Source organism: Pseudoalteromonas luteoviolacea NCIMB 1944 (assembly GCF_001625565.1).
GTDB lineage: Bacteria > Pseudomonadota > Gammaproteobacteria > Enterobacterales > Alteromonadaceae > Pseudoalteromonas > Pseudoalteromonas luteoviolacea_F.
The window spans coordinates 162,668-184,890 of record NZ_AUXS01000011.1 but is presented as its reverse complement, the minus strand read 5'-3'; the positions used below and the strand labels follow the sequence as shown (position 1 = coordinate 184,890).

At 41.0% G+C, this 22,223-nt stretch carries 14 protein-coding genes and 1 riboswitch; of the genes, 4 read left to right on the top strand and 10 right to left on the bottom strand.

Translation table 11 applies throughout. From position 1 onward, the window contains the following. Positions 1 to 97: 97 nt before the first annotated feature. The 3 genes from N483_RS01145 to N483_RS01135 all read right to left on the bottom strand — a co-directional run bounded on the left by N483_RS01145 (position 98) and on the right by N483_RS01135 (position 2,114). A complete protein-coding gene (locus N483_RS01145) occupies positions 98 to 730 on the bottom strand; it encodes a cytochrome c oxidase assembly factor Coa1 family protein (RefSeq protein WP_023398055.1) in 633 nt (210 codons plus the stop codon). Positions 731 to 1,033: 303 nt separating this feature from the next. Then, complete coding sequence (locus N483_RS01140; protein WP_023398056.1) at positions 1,034 to 1,516, bottom strand: DUF2059 domain-containing protein; 483 nt, start codon at positions 1,514 to 1,516, stop codon at positions 1,034 to 1,036. 112 nt (positions 1,517 to 1,628) lie between these two features. After that, entirely contained in the window at positions 1,629 to 2,114 is a 486-nt protein-coding gene (locus tag N483_RS01135; RefSeq protein ID WP_023398057.1) for a hypothetical protein, read from the bottom strand. Positions 2,115 to 2,664: 550 nt separating this feature from the next. On the opposite strand from N483_RS01135, the gene N483_RS01130 reads away from it, so the two are divergent. Next, entirely contained in the window at positions 2,665 to 4,968 is a 2,304-nt protein-coding gene (locus N483_RS01130) for a S9 family peptidase (protein WP_023398058.1), read from the top strand. Positions 4,969 to 5,630: 662 nt separating this feature from the next. Here N483_RS01130 and N483_RS01125 read toward each other — a convergent pair. From N483_RS01125 to N483_RS01115, 3 genes are all read right to left on the bottom strand, one after another. Next, the gene (locus N483_RS01125; RefSeq protein WP_155250720.1) at positions 5,631 to 6,119 is read right to left on the bottom strand and encodes a hypothetical protein; all 489 of its coding nucleotides are present in this window, start codon (positions 6,117 to 6,119) and stop codon (positions 5,631 to 5,633) included. Positions 6,120 to 6,488: 369 nt separating this feature from the next. Beyond that, complete coding sequence (locus N483_RS01120) at positions 6,489 to 7,448, bottom strand: nucleoside hydrolase (RefSeq protein ID WP_036975163.1); 960 nt, start codon at positions 7,446 to 7,448, stop codon at positions 6,489 to 6,491. 143 nt (positions 7,449 to 7,591) lie between these two features. Beyond that, positions 7,592 to 12,364: a DUF3320 domain-containing protein gene (locus N483_RS01115; RefSeq protein ID WP_023398063.1), complete on the bottom strand. Its 4,773-nt coding sequence runs from the start codon at positions 12,362 to 12,364 to the stop codon at positions 7,592 to 7,594. 240 nt (positions 12,365 to 12,604) lie between these two features. After that, positions 12,605 to 12,687: riboswitch (cyclic di-GMP riboswitch) on the top strand. A 231-nt stretch (positions 12,688 to 12,918) separates the two neighbouring features. On the opposite strand from N483_RS01115, the gene N483_RS26515 reads away from it, so the two are divergent. The 3 genes from N483_RS26515 to N483_RS01100 are packed head-to-tail and all read left to right on the top strand — an operon-like array spanning position 12,919 to position 19,154. After that, entirely contained in the window at positions 12,919 to 14,715 is a 1,797-nt protein-coding gene (locus tag N483_RS26515) for a cellulose binding domain-containing protein (RefSeq protein ID WP_023398064.1), read from the top strand. 12 nt (positions 14,716 to 14,727) lie between these two features. Then, positions 14,728 to 17,898, top strand: coding sequence for a DUF1592 domain-containing protein (locus tag N483_RS01105; RefSeq protein WP_023398065.1), 3,171 nt, complete (start codon positions 14,728 to 14,730; stop codon positions 17,896 to 17,898). Between the two features lie 29 nt (positions 17,899 to 17,927). After that, positions 17,928 to 19,154: a DUF1552 domain-containing protein gene (locus N483_RS01100; protein WP_023398066.1), complete on the top strand. Its 1,227-nt coding sequence runs from the start codon at positions 17,928 to 17,930 to the stop codon at positions 19,152 to 19,154. A gap of 504 nt (positions 19,155 to 19,658) precedes the next feature. Here N483_RS01100 and N483_RS01095 read toward each other — a convergent pair. The 4 genes from N483_RS01095 to N483_RS01080 form a co-directional block, all read right to left on the bottom strand. Further along, the gene (locus tag N483_RS01095; RefSeq protein WP_023398067.1) at positions 19,659 to 19,991 is read right to left on the bottom strand and encodes a hypothetical protein; all 333 of its coding nucleotides are present in this window, start codon (positions 19,989 to 19,991) and stop codon (positions 19,659 to 19,661) included. A gap of 424 nt (positions 19,992 to 20,415) precedes the next feature. Further along, positions 20,416 to 20,922 carry a hypothetical protein gene (locus tag N483_RS01090; RefSeq protein ID WP_023398068.1) on the bottom strand — a complete coding sequence of 169 codons (507 nt, stop codon included), beginning with the start codon at positions 20,920 to 20,922 and terminating at the stop codon, positions 20,416 to 20,418. 76 nt (positions 20,923 to 20,998) lie between these two features. Further along, positions 20,999 to 21,514, bottom strand: a complete 516-nt coding sequence (locus N483_RS01085) for a GNAT family N-acetyltransferase (protein WP_023398069.1) — start codon at positions 21,512 to 21,514, stop codon at positions 20,999 to 21,001. Between the two features lie 130 nt (positions 21,515 to 21,644). Next, the gene (locus tag N483_RS01080) at positions 21,645 to 22,085 is read right to left on the bottom strand and encodes a hypothetical protein (RefSeq protein WP_036975165.1); all 441 of its coding nucleotides are present in this window, start codon (positions 22,083 to 22,085) and stop codon (positions 21,645 to 21,647) included. Between the last annotated feature and the right edge of the window lie 138 nt (positions 22,086 to 22,223).

The following is a 22,223-nucleotide window of genomic DNA, read 5'->3' as shown; positions in this document are numbered from 1 at the left end:
CCTTCTACATATAACAACGATGCGTTAAGCTGCTTGGCAGCTTCTACCTTATCAAACATTCTAAACTTCTCACCAAAACTGCCATAGCGACTTATTTTTAGTCATTTTTGCACGGAACCAAAATATCCACAGTTTGATCCGATGCATATGTTAGCTTTATACAAGTCAGGCGCCACGAATTACCTGCCTTTTGAGACGCTTTAAACTCAATCACACCAGAACCTCTCTGCCCTTCTATGTCGTAAAGCATATGTACAGTATTTGGAGGTAGCTCATGCTCAGGCACCGAATCTACGGTCTGGACTTCATGTTTAGTACCTTTTATAAAACTTATTTCGTATGGCATACCTATGTTTTTCTGAAAGCTTTGGGCTTGTTCCGCCGTATTCAGTGCTAATTTGGTTGCTTCTGATTCTTTAAAAGAAGAGAACACATTAATTTGCACAAGGATTAGAAACACAAAGCTGACTCCGACTATCAATATGGATGCAACAGACCATCTTCTTTGCGACTTTTTAAATTCCTCGACGCTGCTCCAATGATTGTTTTGCCAAGCCCACTCATTGCCTTTTAGGCCCAATACAAAGGGCATAATCAAGTTTACGAATGGGACTAAAACCCATAAAGCACGGTATGTTTTAAAGCGAACTCCCCAAATTACATTCAAGAGAAACGCTCCCCAGTTCCAGCCCTTAAGTTCCGCAGGCATTTCTTTTTTTTCAATCGTCAATTGGATCAACCTCTTTGTGAAATATCAGATCGCCGTAAGCGGGTGAAAATAGTTGCCTATAATCTCAGCCAACGAAGCTTTTCGACCTTCAACAGCGTGTTATGTAACGGCCTGGACCGAGATGCTAATGATGCAATCCCTTAAAGTATTACTGTAAAACCTCATTGTCAAAAACGTGCAGTATTTTGCATCAGTTTTGTTTAACTTCGCTAGATACTCTTTCTCCTAAATATAAAAAGAAACTACAGGCTAACAGGCATATTAAGCTGGAATTTGGACGAGTTTACGGCTTTGTTGTGCGGTTTATTCAATCAACTGGTCTAGCCTTTTACCAAACTCGTCCCAAAGCTTTTTGTTTTCATTTATATACTTTTCAACATTCCGTTGATTCGATTGACCTGACAGTAGAAATAATTGATGTCTTTTTTCTAAAATACTCTTTCCGATTGGGCTTCTTAGAAAGTCCCTTAACCCCAATAACTCTTGTTCTGTGTATGTATTTTCATATGCGTTAATAATGTTAGCCTTATAAACATCCCAAGACAGGTACTTCTCTTTTAATTTTTCTTGTTTATTTTTAAACTCAGTTTCTAGATCTTGAAGCTGATAATGTCCATCTGCATCAAATGTTCCAAAATCGAAGCTTCTCATCATAAATGAATTTTGCTCAATGACTTTCTTATACTCAGCTTTCCCTCCCTCTAATTGAAGGATTTCCTCTACAATTTCATTTGCACTACTTGAAATTGAGAATAACATTGAAAATATAATAAACAATTTATTCATAAAAACTCACATAATACCACATTGAACAGCTCAAAATAGTAGGCTAATACCTACAAAAACACGCACAAAACCTGCTATTTATTGTCCGACTTAAATGCTATTTAGCGAAACATTAAGCTGATTTATTTGCTATCAGATACCAAATATAAAAAGCACCAACAGCAGTGCAAACCTTAACCACCATAAGCAAGCCAAACATTATTTTAGATGTTTTTCCTGGAAACTCATCACCTAAAGAAACACGGCTCTCTGCTTGAGGCTCTTCTGTTTTTGGCTCTTCTATTTTAACCCCTAGTAAATAACGCGTTACCGCCTTGCTTGATTCAGTATTCACCGTTTTACGAAAGTTAGCATCCTTAATGCTTTTAATCGGGAAGAGAAATAAAATATAAAAAATATATAGTATGCTAACAACAGTGGCACTGACAGCACATGAGGTAATAAAATTAAGGAGCTCCCCCCTCATCAATGAACTACCGTTATAGATCAAAAAAAACACAGCCAAATACAACCAGTACTCTTTAACTGCTACTGCAAATGCATTTACCCAAAATGACGGAAATACAAGAACTTTATAATGGCGAATACTATGCTTCAAAGTTGGTCCTCATGACAGCACATAGCGTGAATTATCGAAATATCCCACTGATTTACACACCGAAAATATCGATAATCAAGCTAAGTTTATTTATTAATTTTAGCAACTTACTAGCTAAACTTTACGTTCTCAACAACCTAACCACCTGTAAACAACGAGAAATGATTTCTAAATATCTCAATCAACATTGTTAAAGTCTGTAAGGCTAGAACTGAGAAAAGACGCCATAGTATCAGAACCGACCGTTCCTATCTAATTTGGATTAATTCCTACATTTTGTTTAGAGAAATAGGATAACGTCGTCGCAGATAAACCGAGATTTGAATAGGTGCTGCTTTATGCGCCCTACTCAATATCCTGCATGCAAGTTCTTTTATCTCTTTACATTAAAATTGAATATTGTATACAATAATCCATTGCGATATAGTTAGCTTGTACCACAAACGTCAATGTTCTTGCTGCCAATGGCTGCGTTGAGTCTTTTAAATATAAGAAATACTGAACACTTGAAGTGCAGATAAATTGATATAAAAAGTAAGGAGTATGGTCAATGTCACAAAGTAAATGTGTTGCTTTAATGACAGCTGTCAGCCTGTTAGCTGCATGTCAAAGCAACTTGAACTCTACCAACATAGAATCGAAAGAAAAGTTAAGTATACAAGACTCTGATTATCAAAGAGCAGAACAATTTTTGCCGCAAAACTTATTACCTTTGGTAAAAAATACTAAGCTAGTCCCCAATTGGATTGGAGAGGGAAATGCTTTTTGGTTTAAACAGCAAGATCATCAAGGATACAAATATATATATGTCGACCCGCTAAATAACCTACAAAAACCGTTATTCGATCATAAAAAACTAGCAAGTGCTTTGCTTCACTCCGGGGTTGAAAATGCCGAGAAAGACCAACTTTCTTTGGAGTTTTTGAATGTAGAACTGCCATTAATTAGCTTTACTATCCACGACAAACAATTTCAGTGTGATATCAAACTATATATCTGCTCACCAAATAAAAAAACCAGCTTAGCGAAAGGACCGGGAACATCTCCCGATGGCCAATGGAAACTGACCGTAGAACAATACAACCTAGTGTTGACAAGTCTGAAAACTGGATCAAAAACACAGCTGACGACTGATGGTACCGAAGGCTTTCCCTATGGGCTTATGCACCCAAACCCTGCACATGACCTTCGTGATAATAAGCCATATCAGCCTAAACAAGTTTATGCCAATTGGTCCGAAGATAGCCAATATGTAATGACCTATCAACTTGACCGCCGTAACACAGGTAAATATGCGCTCGTTCGCGCATCGCATCAACGTGGGAAGCGTCCAGAAACCACTGAGTTCTATTACCCATCAGCTGCCGAACAGCAGCTACCCTCCGCACATTTGATGCTGATCAATGCTGAGAACAAAACTGTTACGCGCTTAAAGGCGCCCCCTGTCATGCAAACTTACTATGGTGCTGCCCTATGGGGGTGGTGGCAAGAGGACGGAAAGTTTGTCTACCACAATCGATTTAGGGGAAACCGTCAATACTTTATGCGAGAAGTTAACCCTGAAACAGCCAAAGTGCGCGTACTGGTTGAAGAGCGCGATGATAAATACATCGACCCTTGGGTACAGCAATATTGGGCACTGCCAGAGCTAAATGCTTTTATTTGGAGCTCACAAAGAGATGGCTTTCAGCATCTATATCTTTACAACTCAGTAGATGGCAAACTAAAAAATGCGATTACTCAGGGGAATATGACGGTTCGCGTAATACGTGGTGTAGATACTAAAAAGCAGCAAGTATACTTTGAGGCGTCTGGCAGAGAAACAGATAGAGACCCTTACCTTCGTCATCTTTATAGGGTGGATCTAGATGGTCGCAACTTAACATTGCTGACCCCTGAAGTTGCCGAGCACGATACTCGACTATCGCCTGACTTTAAGTACTTTATAGATACCTACTCGACCGCCACACAAGCCCCTATTTCAATATTGCGTAGCACCCAAGATGGTACAATTATTCGAACATTACAAAAAGCCGATACTAGCGCGCTAATCGCGTTGGGATGGCAACCACCTAGACCATTTTCAGTCATTGCAGGTGATGGTAAAACGCCTCTATATGGTTTGATGTATTTACCTTCTAACTTTGACCCCAATAAAAAGTATCCGGTAATTGATGACATATATACTGGACCACACAACTTTTTTACACCTAAATCTTTTGTAACCTATCGCAGCCAAGCGAATGCACTTGCTGAACTCGGGTTTGTAGTCATAAAAATGGATGGCCGCGGTACTAACAAGCGTGGCCGAGCGTTCCACGAATACTCATTTAAAAACTTAAGTGGTGGCAGTGATGATCACGTTACTGCGATTAAACAGCTTGGCAAACGCTTTGACTTTCTGGATCTTAACCGAGTAGGCATTTTTGGTTTTAGTGCCGGTGGTTACGATACGGCGCATGCGATGTTTAAGTATCCTGACTTTTTTAAAGTCGGCGTATCAGCATCAGGTAATCATGACTTTAGAGTAGACAAGGCTGGTTGGAATGAAATGTGGATGGGCTACCCAGAAACACCTGAATGGGAAGCACAATCAAACTTAAATTGGGCAAAACATTTACAAGGCAAATTACTTATTGCCCATGGCGAGTTAGACACCAATGTGCACCCTGCAGCCACTTTGCAACTGGCTGACGCACTCATGAAAGCCAACAAGGACTTTGACCTGATGATTTATCCTAATATGGGGCACGTACTTGATAAAAACCCATACTTTGTAAGGCAGCGTTGGGATTATTTTGTGCGTCATTTATTAGGAGTAGAGCCGCCCAAATCCTATGTGATCAGTAAATAGCTTTTACAGAGTTTAATTAAACGAATCACACAGAGCATTTTAGCCAAATATAAAAGCCTCAGTGTTTCACCGGGGCTTTTAAGTTAGTTAGAAGGTGTTAAAGCCTTCTAAATTAAGAAGTGTTCTGTATCTTACTTATTAGGCAACGCTACCTTTCGTAGTATCTGCCAGTAACTCCGTGAACTAAACTGGAGAGCTCTAATATAAAGTTTGTACTTAATGAGGAGGATAAGACAACCATCTACCTCTTTCTAGCTCATCCCCTCCGTACATTTGGACAATTTTAGGGCACTGCAAGTTTCGCCTTTTCATACTGTCAATAAATTATAATGCCTTTTACCACCCTTGAAATAGCTATAGAAATAGTCACCAAAATCACCTATGTCACATATTACGATTTCAGGGTTTTCTTTCAAGAATTTAGGCTTTAAGATTGTGAAGCTCTTTATCATTATTTGAATTACCTATATTTGTTACAACGGCTGCTATACGGTAAAAAATCAAAATGACGACAAATGTTTCCAGCTACATTAAACCTCAATGAATATAGCAACTTGCTAAGGTGTGAGGCACGAAATACCAAAGCTTCTTCATGCCACCTTAACCATTAGACTCTCGCATATTAGAAATACCACGCGTGCCTAATTACTCTGAACAACCTGTTAATTTATATTTTCGAATACGACCGCAGCCTTAGGCGCATGATCGTCTTTCCAGTTGATAAGGTGATTGCTCAACAAATCCTTGGCAGAGACATTCTTATAAAAAATAACCAATTGTCCATCTGAGCAAAATTCAATTTCACCCGAATTATTTTCACAATGGTATGCAATGATTGCAAAAAGCTCTAAGTCACCGTTTGTGATATAAGCTGATTTTTCATCACAAGATTGATGCCGACAAGCACTGACAATATATGCATTACTACCAAGAGCTTTTACTTGATCTGGGGCACCACTAAAACCAGCTTTAACCTGATCAGAGATTTTTTCATTTGCCCAGAAATACTGCTTACTTTTGCTGCCAAAAAATTCATTTATATGCAATTTGAAATTATCATCCCAAATCAACTGGCTGGCGTTTTTGAAACCTCTAATCTCGAATGTTTTTGCACTAATAGGTAGAGAAGAAACCACAAATAAAAACAACAAGATACGCATAACTTACCTTTATAATTTACCCTTTGGTGCGGAGCCGCCAAATTCATATTCAATCAGTAAATAGCGTTCACATATTTGAATTAAAAGAATCGCACAGAACGTTGTAGTCATAGATAAAAATCCTCAGTGTTTCACTGGGACTTTTAAAACTGACCAAGGAAAATAAAAGCATATTAGCATGAATTCTCGCATATCGCGGCTATATGTGGAGATTTTTTGTAGATTAAAATGTGAAGCAAAACGAAATTATCCAAGCAATAAATTTGTGACTTTCCAATTTTACCTCTTTTATATTTTAATAAGTATTTCGAACTTAGATTGGCAACCAAAACGGACCAATCCAAAGTCCGAAAAACAAATTTAATTGCCACAAATGATATCGAAGTAACGCTGATTAAATGTTTGGGGCTCCACGTTGATTGCTATGGTTTGTTTTGGTGCTGTAGCCCATTCATCAATTGGAAAAACCCTATCTGAACCTTTAAATAAAGTATGTCCTTTTGCTGGCCCTTCGGTTATGACTCGTATGTGCCCTTGCTTTGTTGTAAAAATTTCAGGTGCGACCAAATACATGATTGCTGAAGAGTCATGTACATAAAATCCATCTAAACCAAGGTCATCATTGTAAAACTTTGCATAAAAACGTGTAATGTCATAAATAAACTGACCGTACTTTTCGCTGCTCGTCCTTACTTTCTCTAAATACGCATTTGACATCTGGGTTTGCTGCGTCACATCTAACCCAACAATGGTGACTGGCCAGTCTGCATTGATAACAATATCTGCGGCAAGAGGATCTCCGTACACATTCGCTTCGGCAAACGGTGTCAGATTACCCGTATGACCGTTATGTCCAAAAGCCCCACCCATAATGATGACTTCTTTCACTAACTTGCCGATTTCAGGAGCTTTTTCAATTGCTAGGGCTAAATTTGTAAGTCTACCTACCGCAACTAAGGTGATTTCTCCCGGTTGCTTTTTTATTGTTTCAACAATGAAATCATGTGCAATGAGTGGTGATAGAGGTGTATTTATTTGATCAGGTAATTCAATATTACCTAAGCCATTATCACCATGTACAAGGGTTGCAGGCTCTGTTTTCACTTGATCTAGCGGTACGTTTACCCCTTTAGCGACCTCAGCATGCATACCAAACTCTTGTTTTAAATAAAGCGCATTACGCGTTGTGTTTTCTATACTTGCATTGCCAAAAGTGGTCGTAATTCCAATCATTTCAATATCCTGACAAGCATGCGCTAGAAGTAGCGCCATCGCATCGTCAATCCCAGGATCTGTATCAAATATTATTTTTTCACTCAACTTCCCACATAATTGGAACGATATAAAAATCATAACATTAAAAACGACAACAAATCACTGACAACATATTAATTTTTAAACCGTAATAGAAAACCAGCATGCACTTATTTTAATTTAAACCATTGATAAATAAAAAATCAAAATCAGCTTCTTACAGCTATTTTTAACCGATCATTTTCACTTATGAGGACGCCTTTTTTGCATTGTTCAATTGCCAATCTATTTACCCTTTCAACAGCCTGAGCTGTTGCACGTTGAAAACCTAGCAGGCCAAGTGCAGCAGATGCCGAGTCTGAAATGTTTATTGCATGTGCATCCCTAACTGTCAGTAGTAATGCATTTGTTAACTCTTCATCTGAGACATTTTCCAACTTTTTCATTGAGGCATCAGTTGCGTCCCAATTCCTCAACTTAACAGTCGATACTCCGTTGGGCCATAAAACTCCTTTATCGCCCTTTTGAATAATGTTCTTGTTATTCAAGCCATTAATTGTCTGTTCAACTATTCGCTTTATCTTACTACCTACACGAGACAAACCAGCGGCATTAGCCAATCGGCTCGCAACTATGGATGAAAAAATGGGGTACTCACTTGCAACAACTCGTTCTATCGCATGCTCCAACACACTCAATGGAACAGCACTAAAATCATCTACTTTAGGCATATTGAGTTCAGACGAATCAACTTTTTTATATGGAGTATTACACGCATCAAATTTAGGCTCTTGCTCAACTTCAGCTCGTTGTAAGACAGAAGGCGCTCCTTGATACTCCGGATCAATAGAAGTCGATGATGCACTCTCCAGTTCGAACTTTTGAGTAGTATCGCTTTCTATTATGGCCATATTAGCATCATGACTAAGTATGGCTTCATCAATCACAACTTTTAACCTTTGCAACTCTGACTTTGGATCCCTATACCAGTCAGTTGACCAAATGCGTTCGAATTTCCACCCTAACCCCTCAAGTACACTTTGCCTCAATCGTTCCCTATCTCTTGCTGAAACGGCTTCAAAATAACCAGCACCATCATACTGAAGTGCTAAAACAAACTGCTCAGGGTGGCTTGGGTGACGTATTGCTAAATCAATGAAATAACCTTGATTTCCAATTCGTGTTGCAACTTGATAGCCTATGCTTTGAATTGCTTCTTGTACTACTTGGCCAAAAGCAAAATTCAAACCTTGCTCACCTCCAACATTAGTCTGTACCACATTGCACTCTGCAAATTCTAAAAATGCTTGCAATGAACGCAACCCAAATGGGCTTTTATCATCCACTTTAAGCTCATTTCCATGAAAGTTTGCAAAAACCTCCATAGACAGTCGAGCTCTTGATATTAAGACATTTAGTCTCCGCTCTCCCCCTGGCTTATTTAACAAGCCAAAGTTCTGACTAATCTGTCCTGAATTTGTCTTTCCATAACAAATACTAATGAAGATAACGTCTCGCTCATCACCTTGCACATTTTCCAAGTTCTTAACAAAAAACTCATCACCAGTTTTATGACGATCAAAAAAACTATCAGTTTCTGGGTGCAACCGACGCGCTTTTTCAAGCTCGAGAATGATTGCGTCACGCTGAGACAAACTAAATGCAACTATTCCGAGTGATAAATGGGGCTTTGTCATTGCGTGTTTTAGAACAGCAACAACTATGGCATTAACTTCTCCAGTGTTGGTTCTTGACCCTCCTTTGTCGTACCAAGTATCTGGCAAGTAGTGGAACTTCAGTCCGGTTGCATCGCGATGACCCCCAGGACTTGGAAAAGCAATCAGCTCGTTCTTATAAAATTGTTCATTTGAAACGGCTATCAATGAATCATGGCGTGAGCGGTAGTGCCACTTAAGCATATGACTTGGCGCACCTTTTGATTCCATCAATGCAAGAATACTCTCTATTTCAGCTGTATCACTTTTTTCTAGTTCTTCATCATCAAGCTCCACCGACTTCCCAAATAAATTGTTAGGAGGCATCTGCTTACTATCACCAACAACAATCACTTGGTTACCACGCATCATAGCTCCTAATGCATCAGGTGCAGGTATCTGGCTAGCCTCATCAAAAATCACCAAGTCAAATTCAAGCGCACCTTGCTTGAGATATGTCGCTATTGACATAGGACTCATCATGAAAATTGGCTTAATTTTTTGAATAATATTACCAGCTTCACTTAGTAATCTCCTCAAAGGAATATGGCGAGTCTTTTTGCTAAGCTCTCTCAAGACCAGCTCCATTTCTCCTTTTGAATTCTTATTGGGTAGTTGTTCAAACAATTGATTCGCCAGCTTTTCCTGAGCGTAGAATAAGCAGCCTTCATCCACCTGCTTAAAGTTCTCGATGGTCCTCTCATGTTTTACCCTATCAAATTGTCGAATGGATATTGAATTGGTATATGCATAATCAACCAAGCCTTGATAGTAGCTTTTCTCAAAAATATATCGCAAAGACTCAGGGGACTCTTTCCAGTTGTAGGCAAGTTTTATTAAAGGTTGAGCTTCTTTTTGCTCGAGTTCCTCGATAATTTGGTTATATCGTGCAAACTCATATAACTTCTCAGGCTTTCCCCAACTCGACAACAAATTATGTAGATCACTAAATTTCATAGCCGAAAGTTGATAACCTCCAATTTGCACATCTATCCCGACTATTTCTACAATTCGCTCACTCAGACGTAAGGATTCACCATGCAGCTTGTTCAAAACTTCTAAATCACTAAGTAACAACTGTTTATCTACACCAGCATCAATTACTTTTGCTAGTCTCAACTGTAGCTGGCCACTTTTTACTTTTTGGTAGAAGCTCTTGATCCACTCAAATACACCATGAAGTTCGGCTTTCTCAGAATGCTCACTCTGCCACAATGCACCAAATGCTTTTGAAAAAATAGTAGCGTAATTATCAAATTCACATTTTACGCTCCGGTATTCCAACGCAGTGTCCAATGCAATTAACCACTTTGCAGGATCAGAGGGCAGAGCCCCTTTCCACAAACCAAACAGCTTATTTTTCGATTTGCGATAGCTTGGAGAAAAAATACGCCACCATTTATCTGTTTTTCCTACCAACCCTTCTCGAATACTCAGTAAATCAGCATCAAACACAGCCAAAATAAACTCCGCTTCAACTTTCTTTTTAAGCGAAATTGTTCTGTCCATAATTTCCAATCCGCGTGTTATCTTCTGCTCGTCTGAAACCCATACGGTATTGTCAACCTTTACTCCTTGTAAATCAGGTACATCAGATAACCAATTAGCTGTATAAATTAAATTAGATATGGTCTTCAAGCATATTGGAATATCGACCTGAAGGCTGTCAGCGACTTTTTGGCCTTGAGAAGCCAGCCTGCTCACCTCTCCTTGCAATGCCAATATCACTTCAGATAGCTCTTGATGTAGTGCCGGAGAAAAATCTTTCCGTGTTGACATAGAAAACGGATGGTTAGCTGGCTCACCAAGTTGTTTCAACTGCAGAGTCAATTCATCGACTATCTTTAAAACGTTGCTGTAAGTTTCATCAGTCCAATTAGAAAACACGCTAAACGGTATTAATGGAATTGGTGTACCTGTTTGCTTTTCCTCTAGTTGCATTAGTTTACCGAGAGCGCCTATGTAGTTAATTTTGCTTTTAAGAATGGGTATTCGTACTTCTTTTGCATAAGAATCCAGTAAAGACTTGGTGGTCGTAAGCTCTGTTAACTCTCGGTCTCTATCAACAATCTGGGGTTTACCTTGCTGAAGAGATTTAGAAATTGAAGTTAGTACTGCTTTTTTTGTGCTTTTGTGACTATGCAGTTCAAGAACCGCAAACCCTAGATGGGCTTCATCTAGCCTAGTCTTGACTACCTCTAATGCCGCCATTTTTTGGGCTACAAATAGTACTTTTTTTCCAAGAGCAACCGCTTCTGCAATGATATTGGTAATAGTTTGAGACTTTCCGGTGCCAGGAGGGCCTTGAATAATAAAATCAGAGCTCGACTTCATTGCGAGAATCGCAGAAATTTGGCTGGAGTCAGCATCTTTTACCAAATGAAGTCTTTCTGGGTGCTTCAACTCACTTTCGTTGAACACGATTTCAGAGTCAAAACCACTGCTCAATAGACGGTTAATTAGCGACTGCTGAGTAGGCTTTTTTCCTTCAGGCCAGCTAATTTGGTCTAAATCCATATACATTTGGAACTTTCCGAATGAAAAAAGCCCTAAGCCGATTTTATCTGGGTGCACTCGCCAAGATAACTGCTTAGCAACAGCATCCGCAACGGCTTGATAATAGGCTTCTAGCGTGTCTTCGTTGGCATATGAAGGGAGTTTCAAATTGAATTCAGTTCTTAGTTTCGCAGCAAGAGTTAGATTGGAACCAAGCTCTTCTCCTGTGTATTTAAGTTTGAAACTATCTCTTGCAGAGGATCTGGTTAACTTGACAGGTACCAGAATTAGAGGCGCGTATCGTGATACTCGTGTATTTGACGGTTCGTTCCATTGCAAAAAACCGAGAGCCAAATACATCACTTCAATACCCTGTTCTTGCAACATTGTGTGCGCATCCGCCTCGAGCTTTAAAAGTGCTTTATCAAGCTTGGCAGGCATAAACCCAGTTTGAAGGTATTTATCATTGAACCGGGATTCGCCTTTTTGCTGTTCCAAGTATAAATCTAGAGGTGGTAACTCTGTATCATCATCAGATTGAAAAAAAGTACTTTTATCATCGTCTGAAATGTTTTTTTGATAAGCTTTTGGCAAAGGTAAAAAGCTCATCGTTTTTTCTTTTTCAACGAGCAACTCAAAAATTTGCTCAGATTTCTCGTCTATGATGTCTATCGCTTTGCTATTGCTACGATAGTTTAGCTGTGGGTTTGCCCTCAGCCCCATATCAAGTAACTCCAGACGTGCACTTTCCAATTTTTGCTCAACCGTCATAAACAACCCTTGTTAATAAACTAACCGACCTTGAATTATCAGGAATTAAATAGAGACAACACCTAAGCGTAGAATCCACAATGCAGTTTTGCCACTTTTAAGTAAATCATATGGTTGTAGACAGAGAAGTCTCACAGAATCCCTTTTGTTTGGGTATATCAAGATGAAATGTGCAAATACTGTGAAAGTTGCAGTTGGGGCTTTGCGGTTATTGCGCTTTTAAGCTAACTTGCTTTAACAGGCTTAAAATAGCAAACCTTTTGAAAGAAAGGGACGCAAAGCTTCCGGTCTAAGGTGAAAACTAAGATAGCGGGGTTGCTGAATGCCAACGCTTATATTGCTGACAATGTGCATACTTCTGGTTTGTATGCGCGTTGCGTAGCCGATCGGTATTCACGCCTATGGCATATCATGTCATATCCCCAACCCTTGGTTTTTCATTATACCTGAGTATTGCGCTAGCTATTGCCGCCTGTGAGATCTGGTCGTTCGCTTATTCAGCGATGAGCAGCAAGGAAATAACATGTCAAATGGCAATGTTTCGGGGAATTTTCATGAGACAACATAGATACAATAGCAAGCAGCACCGATTTTTAAAAATCGGTCTCTGCCTAATGGCTTTGGGACATCCCATACACGGCTTGGCTGCGCAATGCGAGTTCAAGGTTAAAAATGAGTGGCAAAGTGGCTATACCGCAGAAGTTACCGTGTATAACAACACTGAGTCCGCCATCAATGGCTGGGAAGTGGGGTTAGAATTTATTCACGGTGAGTCAATCAATAATGCTTGGCGAGCCCAACTGAGCGGTAACAGTCCATATCAATTTAAAAACCTGAGCTGGAACAACACTATCAATCCGAGTTCGTCCAAATCGTTTGGCTTTAACGTCAAAAAAAGTGACGGACAGGACGCTACTACACCAAGGTTATTTGGTATTTGTGAGGGAAGCTCACCAAATGATAACGTGAAGGTTGTGGCGTCAGCGTCTGAAAATCAAGGCACAGCCCCCGCAACAATCAACTTTACCAGCGAAGCGACAAATTTACCGTCAGACAATGTAAGTTATCGCTGGGATTTTGGTGATGGACACAGTTCAAATGACATAAACCCCCAGCATATCTTTGAGCAAGCTGGGGCTTACTCTGTTTTATTGACTATCAGTGATGGTACAAAAGACTATCCCGCTGCTCCGATTCAAGTCACGATTAGTGACGCTCAGCCAGAGTCAGCGCAATGTACTTTTGAAGTTGAACAAGAGTGGATCTCAGGCTTTCGTGGCAAAGTTACCATCACCAATACTGAAGCTGTTGCCATTTCAAACTGGAAAGTGCTCATGGCTTTTTCAGATAACACCAAGTTGACTGGGGTTTGGCATGGTCGCCACAGTGGAAATAACCCTTATGAAGTAATCAATGAAAATTACAATGGCACAATCAACCCTGGTCAAAGTTTAAATTTTGGTTTTAATGCGCAAAAGGCGCAAGAAAATGACACCCCAACCACACCATCCCTCGGCGGTTTATGCTCGCTAGACGGCGATATTAATCACGCGCCATCAGCGATTGCATCGGCCTCTGTGGTAGCAGGTGACTACCCTTTATCGGTAAGCTTTGACAGCGGTGAATCCTCAGATTTAGACGGCGATCCCCTGACTTTTAGCTGGAACTTTGGCAACGGACAGACTTCAAGCGAGCCAAGCCCTGTCTATGTTTATGAAGAAGAAGGTGTATTTAATGTCACTTTAACAGTCAGTGACGGGGTAATTAGTACGGTAAGTGATCCAATCAGTATTCAAGTATCAGCGCCAGAGACACCACCCATAAGCGAACCATTTGTGTTAAACCCTCAAGGCTCTCGCCTTTACTTTGTCTCGATTAAAAAACAGCACCTAGTTGAAGCGCACACGTTTAATAATATCAGCGGCAGTATTACACCTGAAGGGGTAGCAAGATTAGCCATTGATCTGAACAGTGTTGATACCGGTAACGATACCCGTGATGGCAGAATGAAAGAATTTTTATTCGATACAGAGTCATTCCCAACCGCCGAAGCCCTACTCTCTATTGACTATGCTGCGTTAGTTGCACTCCCTGTTGGCAGCACTGAAAAACAATCTATCTCAGCCACGCTAAATCTTTCAGGCGTCATAAAAGAAGTTAACGCGAATGTCGTAATTCGACGCCTTGCGAATAATAAAATTTTGGTGCAAAGCCTAACCCCCATCGTACTAGACGTAACAGACTTTGGCTTGGAGTCAGGCATTGAAACGCTTAAAACTCTGGCGAATTTATCTGTGATCAGTTACGCCGTGCCGGTGAGCTTTAATCTCGTTTTTGAAGCGCAGCAATAGGAGGGAAAGAAGATGAAACGCAATAATTTAACACGCTTTTTTACCTTGACTGATATTTGGCCAAGCGCGCCCAAAATCGCCAAGTTCGCTGCTAGTGTGAGCCTGCTGACCTGTGCCTCTTTGGTTCACGCTGCACAGTGCTCTTTCACTATACCAGACAATTGGAACAGTGGTTTTAAAGCTGAGATAGTCATTGAAAATCAGTCAGGTCAAAGCTTTAATGATTGGTCCATCGAGCTCACGTGGAATCAAGGCATTTCGCTGCAAAATAGCTGGAATGGCAATTTCGACTGCAATGACATGGGTTGTACCATTACGTCACAAAATCATACTATCCATGCCAATCAGTCATTTGGCTTGGGTTTTGTCGCCAACAAAAATGGCTTAACCGATAACATCTCCATGACTTTAAGCGGTGATATTTGCACAAGCTCAGCGCCCACAACGCCACCCGATGATGTGACAGAAACAGGTTTGTGGCAACTCGATAGCACAGCCTCTTCACTGAGTTATGTGTCCGTAAAAAAAGATCACGTTGCGGAGCTCAATCAGTTTATTACGCAAAATGATGACTCTCCGGCCCTGTCTGGCAGTATCGACGCAGATGGAAACGTTAAACTGGCAGTTGATCTAAATAGCATCTCGACTGGTGTAGATATCAGAAATAGTCGAATTTTAGATCTATTGTTTGAAACGGATTTATTGCCCGTTGCATATTTTAGTGCTCAAATTGACACGGCGCTTTTAACTAACATGGAAATTGGTCATCCTGTCATTCAAAATATTACTGGTGACTTGAGCTTACATGGGGTTAATCATCAGCTAAGCCTTGATGTGTTGGTTGTCAAACTTGCTACTGGCAAGGTCAATGTCAGCACGCTTTCCCCTATTATCATCGACAGTAAAAGCTTTGATATGGATTACGGTATAGAAGCTTTACGTGTTGTCGCTAATCTCTCCGGCATTGGTGAATCTGTACCTGTCTACTTTAACCTCACTTATTTGTCTGCCGAGCAAGACAGCTTTGAGCCAGTTGTGATGGCAGATAAACCTGTTGCGCCGACAGAGCTCAGCGCAAGCGTGCTGTCAATCGATGGTAAAGCGCAATTGAATTGGCGTGACAACAGCAATAACGAGACCGATTATCTGGTTCGTTTTAAAAGCCTTGATGGCCGCTGGCAAACCGCTGCCGAGCTGGCATCAAACTCGAACTTTTTTGAGTCTGGTTTGCCCGAGTCGGGCGAGTTTGATTACAAAGTGATTGCACTCAACAACTCAGTACCTTCAGAGCCAAGTAATATTGAGCGTGTGGTTGTCACGCAAACTGATCCCGTTGCCCGAGGTATGCAACTTTATCAATCAGGGTGTGCAGGGTGTCACGGCTCAGAAGCTGGCGGCTTGGGCTCATTTCCAGCCCTTGATACTGAGCGAGATATACAAACCCTGATTGACACCATTGTCACCACCATGCCTTACGGCACACCAAGTGCGTGTGATGAGCAATGTGCAACAGATATCGCTGCGTATCTACAAACACTTTGGCCAGCACCTTTGACCTGTGATGTAGGAATTGCCCCCGTGGCATATGGGGCAAGACAGTTGAAGATATTAACGCAAACCGAGTACCAAAATACGGTCGAGGACTTACTAGGTGTAGACTTTACTGTGTCTGATGGTTTATCCCCTGACTCTCAAGTCGGCTTTTTCATCAACAATACCCATGCCAGTGTGCAACCATCTAACTACAGCAATTACTTGTTAGTGGCTGAAGAGCTATCAGAGTGGGTAGCTGAGAATAACTTTTCTCCCGCTTTAAGTTGTTCAACAATTGATGAAGACTGTGCTAACAGTCTGGTTGACGAGCTGGCACCGCAAATATTCCGCCGTCCATTAACGCAAGAGGAGTCTCAAAATTACAAAATGATAGCCACTGGGTTTTTCCACGGTGGAGATGTTGAAGCGGGTATGAAGCTCGCCTTAGAAGGGCTACTCTCTTCACCCCAATTTATCTATCGTCATGAATTAGGAGAACCCAACCCAGATAACTCAGAGCTAGATGCTGACGCATTCGAACTGACATCTTGGGAGATGGCCACATTCTTATCTTACACATTTACTGGCTCAACCCCTGATCAGCAACTTTGGCAGGCCGCGGAGCGTGACGAGCTGCGTGATGAAGCCAATATTATAGCCCATGCAAATCGTCTTGCTGGAAGTGCTAAATCTGTGCTTGGAGACTTTGTAGGTAGCTGGTTAGGCACAGGAAGTTTAGAAGTTGCAACCAAAGATCAAAACTTCTACCCAGGTTTTGCTGCATTGGTGCCGGCAATGAAGGCCGAGATGAGTGAAACCTTTTCATACATAATGACCCAGCCTGATGAAAGTTTCAGCTCCCTTTATACCGCTAACTACACGTTTGTAAATCAATTATTGGCAGAGCACTACAATATAGCAGGTGTAACTGGTGACGAGTTGCAAAAGGTAGATACCACAGAGCGTGGTGGCATATTAGCCAATGGTGCATTTATGTCTCGCTGGGCTGAAGTTGCCGAGTCTCACCCTATCCTACGCTCAGTGCGGGTGCGCCGTCGTATGCTATGTCAAGATCAGCCTGATCCACCAGCGGGGACTTTTGAAGCCCGAGAGCAAAGACTGGCTGAGCTGTCTGATATGCTGCAAGACCCAGCAACCACAAACAAACTTAAATATCACAGCTTAACAGAAGGCCAACCTTGCTCTGCTTGTCACGAAAAGTATATCAACCCGATGGGATTCGGAATGGAAGACTTTGACGCGGTGGGCAAAGTGAGAAGTGCCGATAATAATGGTAATACGATAGATGCATCGGGTACCCTCTTCGCGCCTGAGAAATATGCAGAAGTCAGTGAATCAATTCCATTTAATGGCGCTAAACAATTAGGTGCTGTGATCGCTGATCTATCTTCCGCTCAAAGCTGCCTACCACAACAAATGTTCCGCTACGTTATGGGGGTTGGTCACGATTCAGTCGACCCAACCAGCGAAGAAGATAAGCGCTTATCCGAAACAGAACAAATCGGTTACATGTGCGAAATAAACACACTCACTAACGCCATGATGCAAAATAGCCCAAGAGCCATGTTAGAAAAGTTTGGTTCATTAAAGTCTGTGCGCTATCGCAAGGCTTGGTCCAGAAATGAATAGTGCGGGTCACAATACATAAGGTTAATAAAATGAAAGATGAACATTTAAATAACATGATGATGTCGCGCCGTAGACTATTAAAAGTGTTTATGGCATCGGGGATTTCTACCGCCCTGATCCGTACTTCGCCATTAGTATCTGGTTTGCTATACGCAAGAGATGCGGACGCGCAGAACGCTGGGCTACCGAATAAAACCGTATCAATTTATATACCTGGAGGATCAATATCATCACTTTGGAACCCAACGGGAAGTGGTGAAAGCATGCAGTTAGGCGTGATGTCTGCAGGCTATGAACCAGTCAAAACCGAATGTAACTTTATGGTCAACATGTCACATTCCAACGCGGGACATGGTCGAATGCCAATCCTGCTTGCTCAAAATTGGGGCAGTGACAGTTATGACGTCACAATGGGGAATGCGTTAGGTCCAAACCTACCATTTCGTTATCTAAATTTGGGCGTTCACAGCAATGGCCAAGGGCAGTTAACCAAAGACAACCGTAATCATTTGCCATTCCAGGAGAACCCTTTCACCGTATTTAAAATGGTGTTTGGCAGTGCACAAGGCAGCAACAGTAAAACGCCTATCATGAATGCACACATGTCGGCTGCCAATGCGATTAAAAACAGGCTCGCAGGTTATGAGGTGCAAAGGATGAATGACCACCTCGATGCGATCTCAGATACCCAGCGCCGCTTAGATGACTTATATGGCGGCGTGTCTTGCGGTATTGCTCCAGATAGTACTGAATTCCCTTTGACCTTTGATACATTCAGTCAACAGGCACGCTTACAGGCTGATATTGCCGTGGCAGCCTTACAATGCAATTTGACCAGCTCTGTATCTCTGGCGTTTGGTAACCACCAAGCGGAATTTCGTATTCCCGAGCTGAATTTCCAAGGCCACTATCATAATGCAATACATGGCGGGAGCAACGGCCAACCTAACTACCCCTACTATACCGAAATGCGCAGCCACCTAGGTAGCTTAAGTGCGTACTTGATCCAAAAGCTAAAAGCAGCAGGCATACTCGATAGCACAGTCGTTTTAGAAACTTCGGATATGGGACATGCAGATAAACACTCTGCAAACCCCTGTTCTTACTTGATGGCAGGTGGCGGTGCACGTATAAACCGGGGCGTAGTCAGTAATATGGGCTCAGGTTACAACCAACATGATGTACTTCATACCGCAGCAAAGGCCTGCGGCGTTGACCTTGGCTTTGGAAAGGAGATCCCAGGGATTATTGTTTAGGAGATAATTACCGTATAAGCCCCTTTATTTGGGGGCTTATACTTTTGTTTTGGTTAAACCTAGTTTAAAACTAACATCGCTGTTTGTCTTACCTGGTAAGGCCTGTTTTAAACACAACTGATACGGTAGACAATCAAAAACATAGCATGATCCATGTCATCCTTTAGATCCGTTAATTCAATGCCGTCAGAGACTTAACAAAGTTCTTTATAACCTCCATGCGCCGGTTTTCTGGAAAGAAAGGGCTCACGGAATTTAGCTCAAAGACACACAAATATCGGTGATACTTTCGTAAGGCCATGCCGGTTATTTAAAACAAGCGCTACCAACATTTTTAAAGCCTGTGTTTTTCTTTTCTTGGGCATTTGACACTATCGAAATCAGAGCTAGAGATAAAATAAAAAACTTCACTATCGTTCAACCATTTTGGTAACTTGAATGTAAATATAAAGGGCAATTGCACGTGGTAACAACACACTCTAAAGGAAGCAACTTGGTGCTTTATTATTCATTCTGACTAATATGGTTAGCAATTTTATAAATGGCAATACAACCCACCAAATAAGGGATGGTCAATATAAAGAGAAATATACTCTCCGCTAATACAACCCTTTCAGCAGAAGGTTCCAAAAATAAGTCGATCGTTACCCACTCCGCAACTGAAAGCCCAAGGGATACTACTAAGGAGTAAAGTAAGACATTTCCCCAAGGTAATTGCTTAACCTTACTAAATTTGTATGCTGCTACGAAGGCAATTACAATACTTGCTACACCTATTACACTCGCAGCTCCATGAAAAGCAGAGTAAATAATAAAAAAATCGTTATCTTCTCCCATGAAATAATCTCCTTTAACTGATAAAATACCTAGTTGTATATTCTCGTCTATATAATCTTAATAAATTCCGACAGAGCGCTTTAAATTACAAGCCCCAATAATCACATGGGCTCTAACGCATGTAAACAGTCATTTATTGAGTCCAATATTATCGTTCCATCGAACAAAAAATGGAGCAGTTACACTCCTAGCTGATGGTAAGTAATGCTATGCAAAACCAAATAACATGCTTAAACGCAAAAAAAGTAGCCAGTACTCATGTATGGATAGAAAAAAGGTGGCTGTTGATTATTATTTACAACATAATCGGCACTGACCGAATATTGGTATTTCCGAATTCAAATCAACGACTCTGACCCCATTGATAGATTATTATTTACAATATAATCGGCACTGACCGAATATTGGTATTTCCGCAGTCAAATCAAAGACTCTGACCCCATTGATAGGGAAAGTTTACCGCTTTGTAATGCTCCACTTTATTTTTAAGCGCCAAATAACGTAGAGATGCTAAATAGAGATAAAAGTTATCTTCTTCATACTCCACCTCAACTAATTCATCATTTGAAAATAAGCTAAATGTCCCCTTCTTAGTTTCTCGAATATTGGCATTCTGGATGCAGCCAACAGCATCAATAATAAATTTTTCAGTTTCACTAACGCTATATTGATTAAGTAAATCTGGGCCCACATGAACAAGCTTGCATTTTAGTCCCGTACGTTCAAAGTAGTGTTTTTCATCCAGAGCCATATCCAGTCCAAGTTCAACTCTAAGGTGAACCGGCTCTTTAATTATTTTCTTTGCTAATTGAAGGTCACATATTTCGATTTCCGATATCTTTCTCGCCACTTCGAGCGCATTACCTGAAACACCGCAAGACCAAAGATCATAAAAATTCTCTAATCCTTCAACAATCAATTCTGTTTTCAATATCAACTCCCTAATTGAGCATAGCACCTCTGTTAAAATGCTAAATTTGCTTAGCTATAATGTAAGCGGCGCGAAATCAACGACTCTGACCCCATTGATACATTGATACAGCTAACACTTTCTCCATTAATTGCGCTTTTTCGCCATAACTAGAACATACACTGACGCCTTTAACCTCTTGAAAACCAATTGTCGCCCAAAAGCTTTCAGAGCCTTGTACCGCTACTAACATTACTTTGTTCATTCCTTTATTTCTTGCTACTTCAATCAATTTTAAGGCCGCCGCTCGACCAATTCCTTGCCCCTTCGATTGAGGGCTTATAGCCATATCATGAAGATATAAATACTCACAGTCTGTAATATTTGGTAAAGGTTCAAACAACTTGGGAGGGGAAGTTCCACGCCATGGGTGGGCTAACAAATACCCGAGCACCACTCCACTTTTTGACACACATACAAAGCAGGTGTCAGGAGATGCCGCATTTTTACTTTTGAGTACATCTAATTCTTCAGTGCCAATCTCTCGATAAGATTCATCCTGAATTTCTATAATTCTATTCCAATGTATTTCTTCTATTTTTTTAAATATCATACGATTCCTTGAATGTATTACGCCGCCATCCACCGACGACGTTCAGAGTGTTCTTGAGGTTAGACTGGCGCTTGTGCCAAACCCAAAAATCGAGATGTAAATAGGCCGGTTGGATGACTTCGTTATGCATTTATTGCGACTGCCAAAGTATTGGAAATAACCCAAGAACCAACAAACTGCAGGTAATAAGTGATAGCAGTGACCCCGTGCGTACCATAATCTTAACCATAAGCTCGGTAGTAACAGTAGCTGAAAATCCAGCACCAGCGATTGGAAGTGCTTTACTCGCACCAGTCACAGACGCAATAGTTATCCCAAGCCAAATAAGTATGAACCCCAATGCACTGCCATAAGCCACAAAAATATCTAAGGATAAAGGCAGTTCTACCAGCGACCAGATAACACCAAAGATAACCAGTGCCATTGCGCACTGGACAGCTGTCAAGTGACCAGAAAGAGCCATTCGGGAATTTTTCACAGACGGTATCAGGGCTCCTTGTATTAAACCGAAAAGAAAAAAGACAGTCCCAATAAAGATCAGTTGTGCACCTATTTGTGTCAGTTCCATCATGATGCTCCATAGCTACACATGACACTCGGCACTTTGGCGATAGTTACGTTTCTGGCGTTTCGGATGTAAAGCTGGGAACTTTGTCCCTGCTGGTTTTTAAATTTTTGAAAGGTATTCACTGTTCATCTCCTCCATAGA